The organism is Pseudomonas migulae NBRC 103157 (assembly GCF_002091715.1).
Classification (GTDB): Bacteria; Pseudomonadota; Gammaproteobacteria; order Pseudomonadales; family Pseudomonadaceae; genus Aquipseudomonas; species Aquipseudomonas migulae_A.
Genome location: NZ_BDAG01000002.1, coordinates 94,974 through 111,804, shown reverse-complemented (window position 1 = coordinate 111,804; position 16,831 = coordinate 94,974). Strand labels below are relative to the sequence as shown.

At 54.0% G+C, this 16,831-nt stretch carries 10 protein-coding genes; 5 read left to right on the top strand and 5 right to left on the bottom strand.

Annotation, left to right across the window (positions count from 1 at the left end; genetic code table 11):
- Window positions 1-34: 34 nt before the first annotated feature.
- From PMI01S_RS02705 to PMI01S_RS02690, 4 genes are all read right to left on the bottom strand, one after another.
- The gene (locus PMI01S_RS02705; RefSeq protein WP_084317912.1) at window positions 35-1,954 is read right to left on the bottom strand and encodes a DNA recombination protein RmuC; all 1,920 of its coding nucleotides are present in this window, start codon (window positions 1,952-1,954) and stop codon (window positions 35-37) included.
- 302 nt (window positions 1,955-2,256) lie between these two features.
- Window positions 2,257-4,500: a DEAD/DEAH box helicase gene (locus PMI01S_RS02700; protein WP_084317911.1), complete on the bottom strand. Its 2,244-nt coding sequence runs from the start codon at window positions 4,498-4,500 to the stop codon at window positions 2,257-2,259.
- Window positions 4,475-5,770, bottom strand: coding sequence for an ATP-binding protein (locus PMI01S_RS02695; RefSeq protein ID WP_084317910.1), 1,296 nt, complete (start codon window positions 5,768-5,770; stop codon window positions 4,475-4,477). Before PMI01S_RS02695 ends, PMI01S_RS02700 begins: the two co-directional genes overlap by 26 nt.
- The gene (locus PMI01S_RS02690; protein ID WP_084317909.1) at window positions 5,767-8,190 is read right to left on the bottom strand and encodes a tellurite resistance TerB family protein; all 2,424 of its coding nucleotides are present in this window, start codon (window positions 8,188-8,190) and stop codon (window positions 5,767-5,769) included. The genes PMI01S_RS02695 and PMI01S_RS02690 overlap by 4 nt, the downstream gene beginning before the upstream one ends.
- A gap of 806 nt (window positions 8,191-8,996) precedes the next feature.
- Here PMI01S_RS02690 and PMI01S_RS02685 point away from each other — a divergent pair.
- From PMI01S_RS02685 to PMI01S_RS02675, 3 genes are read left to right on the top strand one after another with little or no spacing between them, the layout of a single operon-like run.
- Complete coding sequence (locus PMI01S_RS02685) at window positions 8,997-11,186, top strand: sugar kinase (protein ID WP_084317908.1); 2,190 nt, start codon at window positions 8,997-8,999, stop codon at window positions 11,184-11,186.
- Window positions 11,128-13,143, top strand: coding sequence for a hypothetical protein (locus PMI01S_RS02680; RefSeq protein ID WP_235864407.1), 2,016 nt, complete (start codon window positions 11,128-11,130; stop codon window positions 13,141-13,143). The genes PMI01S_RS02685 and PMI01S_RS02680 overlap by 59 nt, the downstream gene beginning before the upstream one ends.
- A gap of 51 nt (window positions 13,144-13,194) precedes the next feature.
- A complete protein-coding gene (locus tag PMI01S_RS02675) occupies window positions 13,195-14,049 on the top strand; it encodes a hypothetical protein (protein WP_084317907.1) in 855 nt (284 codons plus the stop codon).
- A gap of 103 nt (window positions 14,050-14,152) precedes the next feature.
- Here PMI01S_RS02675 and PMI01S_RS02670 read toward each other — a convergent pair whose 3' ends face one another.
- Window positions 14,153-15,064, bottom strand: coding sequence for a helix-turn-helix transcriptional regulator (locus PMI01S_RS02670; protein WP_084317906.1), 912 nt, complete (start codon window positions 15,062-15,064; stop codon window positions 14,153-14,155).
- Between the two features lie 374 nt (window positions 15,065-15,438).
- Here PMI01S_RS02670 and PMI01S_RS31620 point away from each other — a divergent pair, with 374 nt between their 5' ends.
- Complete coding sequence (locus PMI01S_RS31620; RefSeq protein ID WP_162947744.1) at window positions 15,439-15,585, top strand: hypothetical protein; 147 nt, start codon at window positions 15,439-15,441, stop codon at window positions 15,583-15,585.
- Window positions 15,586-15,660: 75 nt separating this feature from the next.
- Complete coding sequence (locus PMI01S_RS02665; protein WP_084317905.1) at window positions 15,661-16,377, top strand: toll/interleukin-1 receptor domain-containing protein; 717 nt, start codon at window positions 15,661-15,663, stop codon at window positions 16,375-16,377.
- Window positions 16,378-16,831: the final 454 nt, after the last annotated feature.

Below are 16,831 nucleotides of genomic sequence, written 5' to 3'. Positions count from 1 at the left end.
AATGAGCGGCAAGGGCCGCCGCTCACTGTTCAGATCAGGTATTGGCCGCACTTTCCACTGGCAGTGTAGCCAACTCGCTTTCCATCTCTTCATCATCTCCCACCGCTGAAGCGGGTAGACGCTTGGACACTGTAACGCCTAAGGCGACGAACTTGTCCACGGTTTTGGTCAGGCTTCCGTGATCTCCTTTCAGTGTATTGACGCTTTCTGTGAAGCTTTTCTGCACCGTTGCGATCTGATTGCCGAGCTTGTCCATTTTTTCCACAAAGATTCGCAACTTGTCGTAGACCTTGCTCGCCATCGTGGCAAGTTGCAGCGTGCTGCTGTTTTGACGTTGGATACTCCACAGATTCGATACGACCCTTAATACCGGGAGCAAGGTGGTGGCGGTAATTATCGCAATACGTTTTTCATAGGCTGCCTGGAATACCCCCGGACTGTGCTCAGCCGCTACTAGGTACGCGGGCTCAACCGGCATGAATAAAAACACAAAGTCGGGAGAGTTGATTCCGTTAAGGTCGGTGTATTTCTTATCGGACAACCCGTTGATGTGGTTCTTCAACGCCAAAACGTGAGCGGACAGGGCTTTGGTGCGATCTTCGTCGGTTTCGGCGGCGACGTACTCCGTATAGGCCACCAGCGACATTTTGCTGTCAATGATGATGTGTTTGCCTTCAGGTAAATTGACCACGAAGTCTGGTCGATTGTTTCCTGCATCGTCGTCCTTGAAGTTCGCCTCGCGGTGGTACTCGAACCCTTTGCGCAGTCCTGCTTGCTCGAGCAGCATTTCTACCTTTTGCTCGCCCCAGGTGCCTTGAAGTTTTTTGTCGCCTTTGAGCGCCTTGGTAAGGTTTGACGCCTCGGTTGTGATTTGGACGTTCAACTCCATCAGCTTGACCAGCTCGCTTTTCATCGAGCTTTGGCCTTGGACGGTATCGGAGTGAACCTGATCCACCCGCTGACGGAATGATTCGAGCTGGTCCTTGAACGGTTTTAGCAGAGTGTCCAGCCCTTGGCGGCTTTGTTCCGAGAAGCTCTGCTGTTTGCTGTCGAAAATCTGATTTGCAAGGTTCTGAAACTCCTGCTTGAGTTGGACCTTGTTATCTTCCAACAGCTGCAGTTTCTCTGCAGCTGAGTGCTGGTCGCGCTGGTGGCGCATATTTATTTCGGCAAGACTCTGCTTCGCAAGGCTGAGTTCATCTCGCGTATCGGCTAGTTCTTTGTCTCGTTGGGCCAATGTGTTGCGCAGCGTGTCCAATTGGTCCTTTTGTTCTGCTGCCTGCCCCAATTGTTCGCGCTGCTTTTTGAATTCTTCCTGGGCATTGTCGAGACGACTTTGGAGGTCCTTATTGGCGGTTTTTACTTCCATTAGCTGATGCGCTTGTTCCGCGCTTTGACCTAGATGCTCACCTTGTTTTTGCAGTTGTAGTTGAGCTGCGTCAAAACGCGCTTGCTGCTGCGTCAGCGCCTGCTTCAACTCATCCAACTGCCGAGTCTGCTCCTGGCCTTGGCCAAGCTCTTGTTTTAATTCGCCGAGCTGTAGCCGGAGTAGGTTCGTTTCCACACTGTGTTTTTCAATGAGAGCGGCGGCCTCTGCGAGTTGCTGCGCTTTATCGAGCGTGCGTTGCTTCTCGGCCTCCAGCGAAGTCTTGAACTCGCTGAGCTGAATGCTGAGCTGCTTCTCGATTTCTCGATGGTTCACCAATGCTTCACTGGCCAGTTTCAGCTCATTTTGATGTTCCGATTGCTCATGGAGCATTTGCTGCTCACGTTGCCGAGAAAGCGCAACATCGTTCAGCAATTGCTGGTGTTCAGCTTGATGACTGGATTGTATTTCGGAGAATTGTTGAGCCAGCTTGCCTGCCGCGATACGGCTATTGATCCAGAAACCGATCCCCAGAAACAGCAAGCTGAAGAGTCCGATCAGGGCCGGAATGAGATATTGTTGTGCCATCGGTACGTCCTTTTATCGCTGGGGTGGATTGCAAAATGATGGCACGGAGCTGGTCGACTGAGAACTGTTAAATATCGACCTAGTTTTCATCGAAGGTAAGCTTCTCGGAGATTTCGATGTTTAAGTGTTAGCCGGTGGGCCACGATACTCGATTAAAAACAAATCATTCCGTGCCGGCCGGTAAATAGGCCCAGGTTAAGCAAAGCGGAGCCGGCGGTGATTACTCATCATCAGCCCAGCGGGGAAGCATCGCAGTGTTTTCTGCGTCTAGTATCGGATCAATGCAGCGCAGTTTCTTCCGCTTATTTTTCCACGGAATGACTCTGTGCAAAAAGAATTGCGGTCGAGATATCGAGCGATATGGAAGCAAACGACTTCATCAGCAAGGAATGCGGCAGTGCCCAATCCCACTTTTCGCGCAGCATGTTTTCCACTTCCGAAAGTATCGAATCTAGATCAGCAGCATCCAGGCTTCCGACTTCCTTCAGTGCCATTTGGGTTCGACCGATGTCGGCGTCAACCTCAATGGCAAGGCCTGCGTTATCACAAGAAAGGCCGACATGATTGAGTAACAAGCGCAGTGCATCGTTGGCATGATCACCTAGCCAGCTCATCAGATAACACTTACCGCCCGACTCAACTATGTAGCGCTTACCAAGTCCCAGCGAAACAAATGTCTTTCGAGCCTCGTCGAGAAGCTCTTGAGCCCCTTGATCAATAAAGGGGCAGGGGAGTGTGTCTGCCAAGACGGCTCGCATTTCTTGGCGTACGTTGTCATGCACCATCGCACCCAGGCCATCGAACTGAGGAGGGGCGCCACCGCGTGCTGCTGAAACGATGATGACTTTGGCCTGGAGATCAACATCACGAACCTGCCACCTCCGACCTCCGAAAATAATGCGCTGATCCTTGGTCAGTGGACGGCTTACCGGCACAGATCCCAGTGCCCTACCATCGCATACAAGGCGAAATTCTTCGTCGCTGGTGAATGCGCTGTAGAACTCATAGTGGTTGATCAATCGCTCTCCAACCGTCCCAGGGAGAAGCAATCCTGAGCTGTCCTGAACAATGAGCTCGTGCTCGCCGAGCGCCTTGAGCAACTTCACAAAGTCTGGTTTCTCAACTTTTGGAAATGCTCCCTCAGCAATCAAGCTTTTCCAGAGATCTGCAGCAGATGCACCGCCGCACTGGGCAATCACTGAAAGACATTGTTGAACGAGGGTGGACGCGTGAATGCCTTGAGCCCTGGGAGGTTCAAACCACCCCTTGGCCAGCAGTCGAATCATGGCAATGGTTTGAACCAAGCCTTGGCGCAGTTGATCCGAGAGGCTCGATCCATCTTTGAGTGGCGATTCCTTGCAGTAAACGCGCAGCGTTGCTTTTTCTCCTGGGCGCCTTCCCGATCGCCCTAGACGTTGTCGCAGACTCGCCACCGATGGTGGGGCACCAATCTGCACGACTGTTTTGATGCTGCCGATGTCTATGCCGAGCTCAAGCGTCGTGGTGCAAATCGCGGATGCTGCTTGAGTCCCTGCCTTGAGAGCATGCTCTGCTTGCTCACGTAAGTCCTTCGAAAGGCTACCGTGATGAGGCCAGAATTCGTTAGGCACGCCGTCTTTCTCGCAGCGCCGTCGCAGTTGATCTGCGTACCATTCAACCTGAGACCGGCTGTTTGGGAAAATCAGGTTGTTACTGCCGCGTAACACCTTGTAAAGATGATCAGCGATCGCGAAGTCTGGGCTTGCCTCGTTCTCTGTCTCGTCTTCATTTTCCGCCTGGTCAGAGAGCTTTACGGGCTTCTTCTTGAGCTCGCTCATGGGTGGCTGAATGTAACCACGAACTTGCACCTGGAGAGTCTGGTTGGAGCTTTTTGATTCAATGACGGTAACGCCATCGGCATTTCCCGGACGCAAAAACTCCGACGCCATCTTCATATCGCCGAGGGTGGCTGAGAGCCCGACTCTAGGGAGACGGTGGCAGGCAACAAGTTCTACCCGATGCATTAGCGACTGAAGTTGCTTGCCTCGTTCGCTACCGATGAACGCATGCAGCTCATCCACGACGATATAACGCAGGTGCTGGAACACCCCGCCAAGACTTGAACCGCGGTTGACGAACAGGGCTTCAAGGGATTCAGGAGTGATCAGAAGCACCCCCTCAGGGGACTTCAAAAAGCGATGCTTTTTGCTTGAGGAGATGTCCCCGTGCCAAGCCACTACGGGAATCTCAAGCTGCTCACAAAGACGGCTTAACCTGTCCCACTGGTCGTTGATCAGGGCCTTGAGCGGGCTGATATACAGCACCGAACCGGGTGGATCATCACGATTCAGCAAATTGGTGAGTATGGGAAGAAAAGCAGCCTCGGTTTTGCCTGCCGCTGTTGCTGCGGCGATGATGACATCCTGATCGGCGTCCACCAGAACAGGTACCGCCCATTCCTGGGCGTCGCGCAAGGAAGTCCAGCCTTCCGCCCAAACCCATCGCTGGATTCGGTACTCAAGTTGATCGAAACCCGATGACTCAGAGTGTGAAGGTGGCAAGTTCATCGTCCGCATCGACTTTGGTATCGTCTTCGCCGCCTGAGTCCCTGGCGACCTCGACGGCTCCAAGCAGCATTCGCCAATCGGCGCCCGGGTTTTGCTCCAAGATGGCGAGCAGGTTGATGAACGCTGTGATCGTGGTACGTGGCGTGCGGAAGTAAGCTTCTCCCAGGCGCTGATTACAATGCGCCATGAACAAGGGGAGCGCTTCGTCAGGTAGTAAGTATTTTTCGACATCCCCGCCAGCGTATACGTGACGAAGCTTCTGAAGCAGCACGTAGAAGTCTTCCGGGGTCAGGCTGGTCAGGCGAATGACCGGCCCCGACAGATCCACCAATCCTGATTTTGCAAACGAGTTCTCGGCCAATCGAGATTGCAGGGCAGGGTAGCTGAATAGCCCCCGACGAGTGTCCATCAAAAACTCAGGAGTGCCACCTAAAACGAAACCAAGCCCTTCGGACGATCCCTGCAGAGAGTCGTTGAGAATACGGAGGATCTGTTCGTAATTGGCATTACGAGCTTGGGTATTGGCCAGTTTGTAGAGGTTGACCAGTTCGTCGAGGCAGATCATCAGACCGCCAAAACCTGCAAGTCTGACGAATCTCGACAGGAGCTTGAGCTGATCGTAGACGGAGGCATCATCAATGATGGTTCGTACACCCAAGGCTGCTCGGGCATCAGTCTTAGTGGTGAACTCTCCACGCAACCAACGGATGGCGTCGGCCTTGAGCTGCTCGTTGCCTTCTTCGAAACCTCGGCAATAGGCGGCAATCACCTCCGCAAAATCATACCCGTTGACCATCTCGGTCAGCTCGGCCAAGTGAGCACGAATAACAGTCTCGCTGTCCGTACCCGCCGCCTTGGCTTCGGTTTTGGCCTGAGAGATGAACTTCTCAACAATGCCTTGCATAGCCCCTCCGTCGGGCTTCGTACGAGTCGACATGTTTTTAGCCAACTCGGAGTAAAGCGAACGTGCTTGTCCACCCGTGGCATGTAATCTGCGATCTGGGTTCAAGTCGGCATGCATGGTGACAAGCTTGCGCTCCATGGCAATGGCTCGTACCAGGTTCAGAAAGAACGTCTTGCCCGCACCGTACTCGCCAATGACGACTCGAAATACAGATCCACTTTCAACCAGGCGATTGACGTCCTTAATCAGTGCATCTAGTTCGCCTACCCGGCCAACCTGAATCAGGTGTTGGCCCACGCGAGGAACGACGCCTGCGCGTAGCGACTGGATGACCGCATCGCGATCCTTGGCTCTGATAGTGCTCATAGGGCTAACTCTTCCAGAATGTCTGTATTGATCTCGACAGGGTCATCACCCTCAGTGACGGGCATGTCGAAACGTTCAAAAGCCATGTCGTTAATTTGTTCCAGGGCACCATCGAGCATCAGCTCCATGTCGCTGGCGGCAGCTTCAAGTTCGGAGCGGCTCCACTCAGGGCGTGAGATCAGCAACCGAAGGAATGCAGAGTGTTCCAAATCGAGACCATCAATGTCTGCACTCGATTCTTGTATTGATTCTGCCACATCGATCAACTGTTCCGGTTCGTCAACCTGGTCATCAGTGAAGACTTTGGCAAGGAGGGCGGAGACCTCTGCGGTTTCTCGTTGCAGTTCTGCAATGCGCTCGTGATCAAGCACGAACCCTTGATTCGCAGTGGCGGTGATCGGGGTACCAGGCTCGGAACGAGGAATGCCGGCTTTTGGTTTTACGGAGGCAATACTTGCTCCAGATGCAGCACCGTGGAGATCGCTGTACAGCATCTGACTGTCCAGCTGCAGGGCTTTGTAAACGCGCTCAAGAAGTTTCACTTCCAATGGGCTGACGATGCCATCAGCTTGCGCCAGATGGGCCAGAAAGCTGGCAATCGTGCGTTTGGCTTCGATCGTTAGTGGGTCGAGTTTTTTCTTCAGGCTGGCCAGCGTTGGTGGTTGCTGGATCTGGATTCGCAGGTGTGCTTTAAGGCGTTTGCGATGGGCCACACTCAGGTGATTCCAGGAGTCGATGTGTTGAGCAAGAAGCGTAACTTCCTCAGTGGAGGTATCACCATCGGCAGAAGCCACAGCACTAGCAAGGTCGAGCGTCACCGAAGCAGCATTGTAGGCTGCAGAAGCTCGCAGTGACCCGTCTTCTGGTTGAGTCACGAACAGCGCGATTTGATCTTCTGCTTTCGGTGTCTTACTGCCAGCCAGTACGTCGGGTTCAATACCGATGTGAAGCGATTCCAGCGCGCGGGCAAGTGCAAGTACTTTGTCGCGGGACAGGGCGCCGGCGCTCTTGAACCGGCCTGCGAGTTCGCCAAAGCTCATGACAATCAGGTCGTCGCCAATTCTGAATTGAAGCTCGTCCAATTCTGTACGGGCTGCCGTCGGCCAGAGAGCGACGGGAAGTTGCAAAAGACCTTCGAGAGCTTCTGCGCTATCAGGGTTGCGGCCCAAATATCGGCTGTAGGGTTCAAGCTCGGTAGTGCATAGCTCAACCAGCAACTGCAGGTTTTTTCGTGTACCTGACGTGGCCAGGACATCAGGAAGGTCACCCAAGCTAAGCGTGGGGGCCATTAAGACCGCGGAGGCCGGCCGATAGCTGGTTTTAAGTTTTGTCTTGTTCTGCGCCAGGACAAGACCCTTAGGATGGGCGCTTGTGTACTTAAGCTTGAACAGTCTCGAAAAGACATCCTTGCAGCGAGTCACGGGCGTGCGTTTGCTGATGTTGGGGTCAGCTAGCGCCCAGGCTAATGCCCAATCGGCATCAAGGGGGCGCTTGTTGGAAGCGAATTGCCCCAGGCCTACGCGCAGTGGCAGTGGCATCTCGTAGCTATACGCGACAACGTTGGGAGGTGGGCCAAGGTAAAGGTCTGGATCGATCTTGGTGTTGCTCAGGTAATCCAGAAAACCTTCCGCATATCCCCTGAACGACCTATTTTCCCCGTAGATACTCAATAGGCGCTGGACTTCTTCTACGATCAAAGGAAGCTCAGCCTTAACGCCCGGGTCACTCACTGCGTCAACGAGTGCTCGACGCTCTAGACCATAGAAATACAAAAATACGTAGCCGGTGTCTGCCAGTGGGTAACGACGGCCGCCCTCCAGCCATTGAAGGTATCCACGGCGAGCCTCTGACGTGATGGAGTGAAAACTAGGCCAATAGGACATCAGCCGTTCTTCTAGATCGACGTGTGTCTTTGCGATACGGAGTTTGGGGTTTATCAGTGAAGGTTCTTCGGCATCGTGCCGGCCACCTAGCACGCTGCCCATATAGAACATGCCACCCGGAATTAAAAAACCGGAAACGGTGACAGATTCACTCGCGGGCACCCAGCGAACATCAGGTTTTTGCGTGCTCGCATTTGGAATTTTGAAGGACTTTGAAGATGCTGAGCCGAGTTGGACAGTGTAAAAATCAGAGGTTTCCTCTGTGCCCATATGGCTCCCTGAAACCTCTCGTATAGAGAAAGTGAGGCCTGACCGTTGATGCTCTCGCAGACGTTCCGTCTCCGAAACGGCCACTGAAAATTTCTCGGCCTGTCGCCTTGAGCGACGAACCAGCAGCCAAAAAACCGCGGCAATGCAAGCAATAACACCAATGGCGATCCAAGCATTTTTCGGGATCGATGCGACTGCGCCGAAGGCCAGAGCGAAAATGATCAGGATGCCATTACCTGTGGAGTTTTTTACCTTCTTCCTTGCCATGAGTCGTTTCAACCTTGAAAAATGGGTGCTGGCGCAATGGCAGTATCCGATAATTGCCCTACGAGAACCATGGGGTGAGGAACGCTATTGATCGGAAAATTTCGCTTGCGCACGAATAGCTACAATCATCAGAAGTAGCTTTTCAGCAGTAAGCGCGCACGCTCCATTGGCCGATTGAGAGCGATGCGCATTTGAATGACTTTTTCAATGGATATCCCGGCAATTTGGCGCATTCGCTATACCTCAGTAGCGGAACCACTGGCCGAACGAGTCCATATTTGAGTTCAGCCAAATTGCGTACCTCTGCGAAAGTGGCTGAACAAGCAATAGCTTGATGACGTCCTCGCACTGGTCGCCGGAGCTGGCATACGGCGCCCTCGAAAAAGTCGTAGATTGTGTTGTAGCTTGCGCTGGCAAGTAGCCTGAGGGCCATCAAGCTGTGTTTTGGATCGGGTGCCTGAAACTGAGTCTTAAAAGTAAGAGCAGTCGCTGAATGCCCCTGAGGTTTAAGTATTCAAGCGGCCAGCCGATAGGTTCCTAAAGGGAAGTTGACTAACAGCGGTCACGTAGCCGCGCTAGGTGAACCCAGAGCAAAAGGGATTCGTGTGATGCAAGTCTGCAGTTTTTCGCCAGCGGTGACCTGGCCACCCTCGTGTACCCCCCCAGCATCCGTTCCCATACTCAGCACTCTACTGGTCATCTGTATTCAGAGTTCTCTTGGCCCTACCTGAGTCTCCAGTAAAAAGTGGCTTGCTTTCAGGGCCGCCAAGCGGCGGCAACATCGACGATCGAAAAAGGAAACGATAGTGACCCTGCAGTCCCCCGAAGTCCTGCTTGAAAGCCTGAACAATGCACTGCGCCACCTCCGCGGTGCCTGCACTGATCTGGGCAATGAAGAAATCGACGATAAGCTACTGGAAGTCATGCGCCGGCTTTTGCTTGCTCAGGTGCTAGGCGACACTTGGGTAGTTGCAGTTGGCGGCTCTCAAGGGGCGGGCAAGACGACGTTGATGGCATGTTTGTATGGCTTGCTCGAAGCCGAAGATAAATGGCTTGAGGGCAACGAGGGCCGGGGTGAGAAAATGCCTGTGTTGGTTCTGGAGCAGGAAGGCTTGCAACAGGTACAGGGTTTTGTGCGCCGTTTGTTGAAAGACGAGGGAGCTAGCAGTTTCACGCTTCAGGATGTTCCGGTCGAGGTCGCCGAATTTCATAGAGTAATCAGTGATCCCGCCACCGGTGATTTACTGCCCGTGGTACGTGTGCCGCGTCGGTATTTCAAGCGCGACAACCAAGCTTGGTTGCTACTGCCCGGTTATGAGAAACAGGACCGTGATAACCGTGCCTGGCAGGAACTGATGCGTCAGGCCATGGTGGCGGCAGGTGGCTGTATTGTGGTAACCGATAAAACTCGAATGGCTAATCAACAACAAGTCGAGATCGTCAAAGACATGCTTGACGGCGAACTGTCGGGTGTTCGGCCCTATGTGGCGATTACCAAAACTGAAGACAGCCGCGATGACTTAGCCGAGCGCCAGCAGCTACGCAACAGTGCGCAAACAATGTTTCAGGTATCGGCCGAGGCCGCTGAGCGTCACATCATCCTGACTGGTACCGACGACCCCGCATATATCGAGCACTGGATGCCTCACATGGAGCGCGCGATCAACGACCTAAACTTCACCGGTCAGGCCAACCGTCATTTGCAAATGAGCGATCTCTCCAATCTGGTCGGTAAGGACCTGACACGGGTGTTAAGCCTGATCCGTAGTAAGTCGCAATTGTATTTTAGCGCCGACGAAAGCACAGAAGGTGCGCAGGTGTTGCAAGCAGTACTGGAAGAGTTCGATGACGCAGCGCAGGACCTGCGGGATACTCATCTGAAACTGGTAAGTGAGTTGGTAAGCCAGGCGCTTTCAAAGGCCAGTGATGCGCTAGATAAGGTGTTGAAGGAAGAACACGAAGGTTTCGGCAACTGGATCTCCAACGTTTTCGATACCACCAGTGAAACCAAGATGAAAATGAGGGCCGTAGTAAAGCAGGCGTGGGAACACGGCGCCTCGCAACTTTTCACTCGATACTCGGAAGAGCTGGCGAAGCTGACAGGTAGTAAGTTGGGACGAGAAGATAAGGCTCCAGACGCCAACGGACCTCAACTGTTGCTGACACAGGAGCAGTCGCGCTCGCTGAAACAGGTTGGCTATATGCATCCTTCTGGACAGATGGTCACTTTTAAAGCGCTGACCCCTGACATCGCCAGCGATGTACGCCTGCTACTTGGTCACCGTTCACACGAGAACGTCAGCACTCTTCAGGCATCCAGTAAGTCGCTGAGCAAAAGCGTTAAAATAGTGCCTGCGATTGCACTCGAGTACACGCGTCTGGTCTACGCCTTGCCGGAGGTTATCCAGATCCACGATGTCGCGGTAACGACAGAGGCAGCGCAGGGAAGTAACCTCGTGGAGGACGGCGTCAAGAGCCTCAGCGCGGGTGTAGATCTCGGCAAAACGGCTATTAAATCGCTGGCGACGGTAATGGCGGTTGATGTCCTCAGTGATGGCAAAGCAGATATCCTGGCGACGATTATTGGTGATACTTCGTCGGAAGAAGCGAACCTACCTGCAGTGCCAATGACGCTTCACCCAGCCGCCGTCGCAGTCGCTGCAGCAGTTGCGGCAGGCTACTTGACTGCTGTGGCGGTGACACGGCTACGTACGTTTGAAAAGGCCGCTAGCGCGCAAGCACACTCCATGCTCCATAGCGTACATGACGCCCACGTCGGCCACTTGCGCAAACAGTTCGATGACACCATGGCTGTGGCGCGGGGCAGGATCGTTGAGGCACTGCGAACACGCTATAAAATGGATGAAGGTCTGATGCGCAAAGACCGTCTGGCCCGTGCTATGGCCGATGTGAAGTCGCTGACCAGTGACCTCCGTCATGATCTCGACGCTTCTGCCGCCGGCCTTCACGTGTTTGCTGATGGACGCGGGGTCTGAAATGACATCGAACCAGGCGGTAGAGTACTGGCACGCCTTACAGGTGCGACAGCCACAATGGGCTCTGCGTGCTTACGCGCGTCTGGTTCAGACATTGAGTCGGGACGTACAGCAGCGTCTGCAACTCAGAGAGACGGTGACTGAACCGTACGTGGTGGTTTTCGGTAAAACGCAAGTAGGTAAAACCACGCTGCTGCTGGACCTAATGGGGGTTGTACCGGCCCAAATGGGCAGAATCTCAAAGGTACTGCGCGGTGGGCGCGAGGCTGGTCAGTCGGCCACCGCAACAACCATGGAGTATTGCCGCTCGACTAGCGAACGCTGGGGATTGACCCGTAAGGGCGAGACTCGTTGGCTGGTTGAGGACAGAGATATGACCCTGGCCTTGGGTGCGCTGCGTACGGAGATGGAACGGGGCCAATTAAAAGCTGAAGTATCTCCCTGTGTCGTTCACCTTCCTGAGAGCTGCTTCTTGGGCGGTGCCCAAGGCTCTAGCGTGCGGATACTCGACCTGCCCGGTGATAACCCTGCCAATGAAGAGGAACAGCGACACGTTAACCTGATGGCCAAAACCTACTTGCCCTTTGCAGACCTGATCCTGTTGGTAGGCAAAGGCGATGACCTTGGTTTCTTGTGCCCCGGGGCGATCACGCTCCCGGGCATTGAAGACTGGCAATCCATGCCTTATCGATTTCGGGTTGTCACCACTTACTCGTACTTCTCGAGGTCAGTGAAAGACATACTGCGTAAAGAGCATGAAATCGATGCGGCTCAGGTGCGCCAGCGACTGATTGAGCAGGTTGAGCGGTTTGGTAAACTCAGCGAGCCTGCCCGTGAACCGCGGTTGTTCTTCCCGCTCGAGTTCGGTAACAGCTGGCATCAAGCGGAAAAGGATGACCCGCTGCTGCATTCGCGTATGGCGCCCATTATCACCGCCTTACGCAACGAATTGCTTGAGCAGATTACTAGCAGCACCACGCCCATGGGGCGCCTGAGAAGTACGCTCGATACCCATATCAGCGTGCGCTACATCCTGCATAAGAAAACTTGCGCTGTTGAAGAGACACTCCAGGCGCTTAAGTTGCGCAGAGTAGCCTTGACCACTGAGGTTCAGAATTGGGCGGTAATAGTTGAGGGATCGCACCGGCGCTTCAAAGACGTCTCCGAACTGTTGTCCAAAAAGCCTTATGAGCAGGCCGAGGCCGCTATAGCTCAGGCCACTCAGGCTTTGCTGGCTGATCCTAATGAGCGGTACAGGCCAAAGGAGGGGGGCGTAAAGGACGACCGGGAGACCCTTTACACGCTGATCAGGGAATACGCTCGTACATTAGGCGCTATTCGTCTTGACGTTCAGCCCGGCAATTGCCCGCTCCCATACTGGCGACAGGTTCGTAGACTTTTCGAGGAGCCCGAGCAGAAAAGTGTGGATGATATTCTGAGCGCCGAGTTCTGGTCGATACGCTGCGCACTCAGCGACTATTGGATAGACACCTACTGGTCATCTAGTAACTACCAAGAAGACCGCGCTCGCGTGCGCCGGGCCGGCACCGCAGCATTAACGAATCTGGCGGGCCTGTGGCGAGACCAATGGCTGAAGGCCCTTACGGGCACCCAGCGAGCAACGAGTCAAGAGCTCCAGCAGGTTAAGAACCAGGTGGCGCTGCATGAGGAAGAGACGCGGCTTGCCCAAGCCCGCCTTGGTGTGATTGAACAAAGTATCGTTGAGCAGGACGCAGAGCGCACTCGTATCACACTGGACTCCAAAGAGGACCTTGAACGCTGCGAACGCTTCATCTGCCTGCTTGAGCAAGAATATAGTGCCGCGCTGGATCAACAATACGCCGCTGCGCTTGCACAGAGTGACCCCAGCGACGCCTTGCTTGGGCTGTTTTCCTGCGTTGCTCTGAGTCAGCAGTACTACGAATTTCTAGCGTTCAACCAGCAGGCAGCGGGCTAAACAAAGCCTGCGAGGTATACGCGCTTAATCCAATGTTCTAGAGAATCCATTGTGAGTGATCAAATCCAGGAAAAAGAGAAAAGCCTAGCTGAATTGATGGTGAGAATTCTCAAGGAGCCGCTTAAGCCGCTGGGTGAGTCGGTTAAAGGTTTGGAGGGCGATCTTACCGACATCAAGGCAGAGATCGAACTGGTCGGTGTCCCCCTAGCTGATTGCCTAACGCAGAGTACCCTTGCAGCTAAACGTAGCAAGGACGCTGTTGAACTGCTGGGCACTTTACGCGATGAGCAGGCTGCATGGAGCCCTCAACTTCAGGCTCAACTCGCCGAGCACGCTCAGGCTGGGGCGCATTCCCTAGACGCAAGTCTGAGAGAAAGCCTCACGGCGCTCGCGCAAAGCGAGCACCGTGTGCTCAAGGCCTTAGCCGACGTGGGTGAGGCACAACGGAGCGCTACAGATCTAATCGCGGCGCTGCCCATGCAGCTCAGTGAGAGCCGGACAACGTTGGATAATGCCCTCGTACAATGGGCGTCAGGGTTGAATGCTATCAATTCCACTATGGCCTCTGGTTTGAAAGCAGCTGTAGCAGAGATTAGCCAGCGCTTGGAGCACCAACACCAGGCCACTCTTGCTGTGCATCAAGTCCTGTTCAATAGCATGAAAGACGCCTCACTACAGTCACAAGCGCAGTCAGACCAAAAACTGCAGGCCAGTAAGGTGCTGGTTGACACACTGTCCGACGGGCAGGCCAGAATCATCGGGGCGTTGAATCAGCATACTGGCGCCCTGACCGCCCGCCTTGATCAGAGCCAAGCCAAGCTACGTCAGCTGACGATCACTTTGGCCGTGTTTTTCGGATCGATGATGGCCTACGTGGGGTATGAGCTGCTGAGTCGGTTTAGCTGATGCCTTGAGGGGGAGCCATAAAATCTATGGTCGCCCCAGCACAATGAGCCCCAAGAACCCCTCTGTTACTGAGATCTGGTCAAGCATTCAAAGCGCAGCTCGTTCAACTGGCTCCAACTTTATCGCTCCCGCCCAAGTCTCCATTTGGGCTTCTGTATCCCGGCGCGAACATTGAGCTTTCTACCCCATAGAGAGCCAAGGGATCACTGAGCCATAGGCGGTATGCATTGTCTTCAATGCTGTGGTCGGGTGAGCAGTCCACGTGGTATTGCTGTAGGACGTACCCAGCCATCGCTGCGCGCACTCGAAGTCTGAGCACACCGCCAGGCATCTCGTAGTCGAGCATCACAATCTGCGCATAATTCTTATCAGGGTGCGGCACGAGCGGGAGATCCAGCATTCTATTCCACTGATCATCGTGCTTTTGGTTTTCGTCGTTCTTGGGTTTAGCCCCCCACTGAGTCTGAGCCGTACCGATTCGAGCCAAAACGAAGTCCACAAATTTCTGGCGTTTCCGATCGTACGCTCGGACGTGCCAGCGCAAGCCATCGCAGCTGACCGCGAACGGCACGATTTCCCGCTCAGACTCGCCCGACCCCGAGGTATAGCTGATTTTTACCACCTGGTTGAGGCTGATCGCGCGCGAGATCGGCGCCAAAACCTCTACCTTTGGCTTGCTGAGCAGCGAAATGGATTCGTTCAGAATGAGTGGCTTCTCTCCATCTAGACCGTATCCGTACCCTTGGGAAAGCGCCGTGAGCACGCGCTCAGGCGAGTGCACGATTAGAGGCGAGAACGTCTCGCGTATCGCATAATGCTTGGTCACAGTGTCCAGCTCAGTGTTCTCAGGAGCAATCTCCCGATACTGCGCGAAGTCGCGGGTGGCAGCCGCCGCGCCCACCCCGAAACGATCCATGAGATCAGTTCGTGAAACGGCCCCCGTGAAGTACAGGCGAAAATCTATGTACACCAGGCGCTCCCGTTGCGCTTGGCTGTATTCGCTCAAATCAATCATTTGCTCTCCGTCTTGCCTTCTTACCTGTCCTGCTGAATATCCAATATCTGATCGGGCGCATCTAGCAACAATGATAACACACGAGTGCTTGACGTCATCAAAATGATGATGATATGGTTTGTTTATGGTTGTGATACATATCTATCCATAGCACCTTAGGCGATTCAAAAAGGACGCTTGGATGGGATGTCAGAACGCCAGAAACAGAAAGGCCGGTCAAGGTACGAACTTGACCGGCCTTTGGGAAAAGACGTCTGAATTGGTTCCAGATGTCTCTCGCGCTTTGTGGAAAAAGCTTGTGGATGGTAGCCCCTATGGGCTCCCTCCGCAAGGGAGCGAGTTCTGTGTTCGAGCCACCTCATAGGAGACATTTTATGTCCCAGCTTGAGATGTTCGAAAAGCCCGAGGCGGAAGGCGAGGTCATTTATCGCATGACGATCACCACCAAATCGGGGAAGGTGATTCGACGTGCTAACGGCCAACCGTTCCGCATTGTCATTCGACCAAAAACGAGCAGTTGATTTAGTCGCTTAACAGAGCTCAGGGCACGTTTTGTGCCCTGGGGCTAGTCGCTCCCCATATAAAAGGATTACGACATGTCTAGATGTACAGCACCAGTACGTGGACATAACTCAGCGGCCGCTGCCGCTGCCTGTCCTGCATGCCGCTATCGCACCAGTTCCCGCAGTAGTTCTCGCTATGACGGTTATGGCTCGTCCTACTCCTCCTCGGTCGGCAATGGAGGTAGCCATGCTAACAGTGGCGGCGGTGGTGGTGGCGGGTCCAGCAGCAGTTCAAAGCCGCGCTGGTCGAGACCAGGTTCATCCGTATCGTACTCACCGGCCCAGGTGCAGTCCCTCACTCCAATTCGCGAAACCGTTGAGACGCGAGCAGCGGAGCAACCTGACCTTCGTGACGTCTTCCTGTGCCACGCATGGGACGATCGGCACGGACCTGCCAAAGAGCTGCACGAGTTGCTCGTGGCGGCTGGTGTCAAAGTTTGGTTTAGCGAGAGGGACCTAGGTCTCGGTGTTCCAATGATGCGCACAATCGACAAGGGCTTAGCGAATTCGCGAATTGGGCTTGTGCTGGTCACTCCCGCGTTGCTGACGCGCCTTCCCAAAGAGAGTGTTGCTGACAAAGAACTTTCGGCACTCCTGGCGGGTAACCAGCTCGTTCCCATTGTGCACAACACGACGTATGAAGCTCTCCGCAATGTAAGTCCCTTGCTCGCCTCCCGAAGCGGCTTGGACACTGCAGAAGATTCAATGGCGGTGGTTGCGGCAAAAATCGCCGAGCTGGTAGCGCTCTAGCTCTTTTGCTCACACAGTTTCGGCATTCAGATGCGGATGCTCGTACATTTTATCCTCTACGGTTTAACAGACCTGCCTTCGGCAGGGCTGTTAGCTCCGACTAAGAGACCGATTCGGGCCTATTGCTGCCTGTTGTCAAAAGCTGAAGGCAGTCTGAGGATGCCGTCAACGGTCGAGTTGCAGCAGCAATTTTTAGGCAGTCACCCAACGGTATTGTTTGGATACTTTTACCCGCGAAGGCGTTACACGAGACGGCTATCCATGGTGGAAAAGTAGTGCAGGCGATTCTCCATGGAGGGGGAGTGATTTCAATATGCCTTTATGGTGATGGTCCGAATGGAATTTCTAAGGAGGTGTGGGTTGATGGTAAAGGAATACGCTGAGTATGAAGTCCAACGGGCATTGCATCAGGTGTGTTCTGCGAATAACCCAAAGGATGCGTTGGAATGCTTTC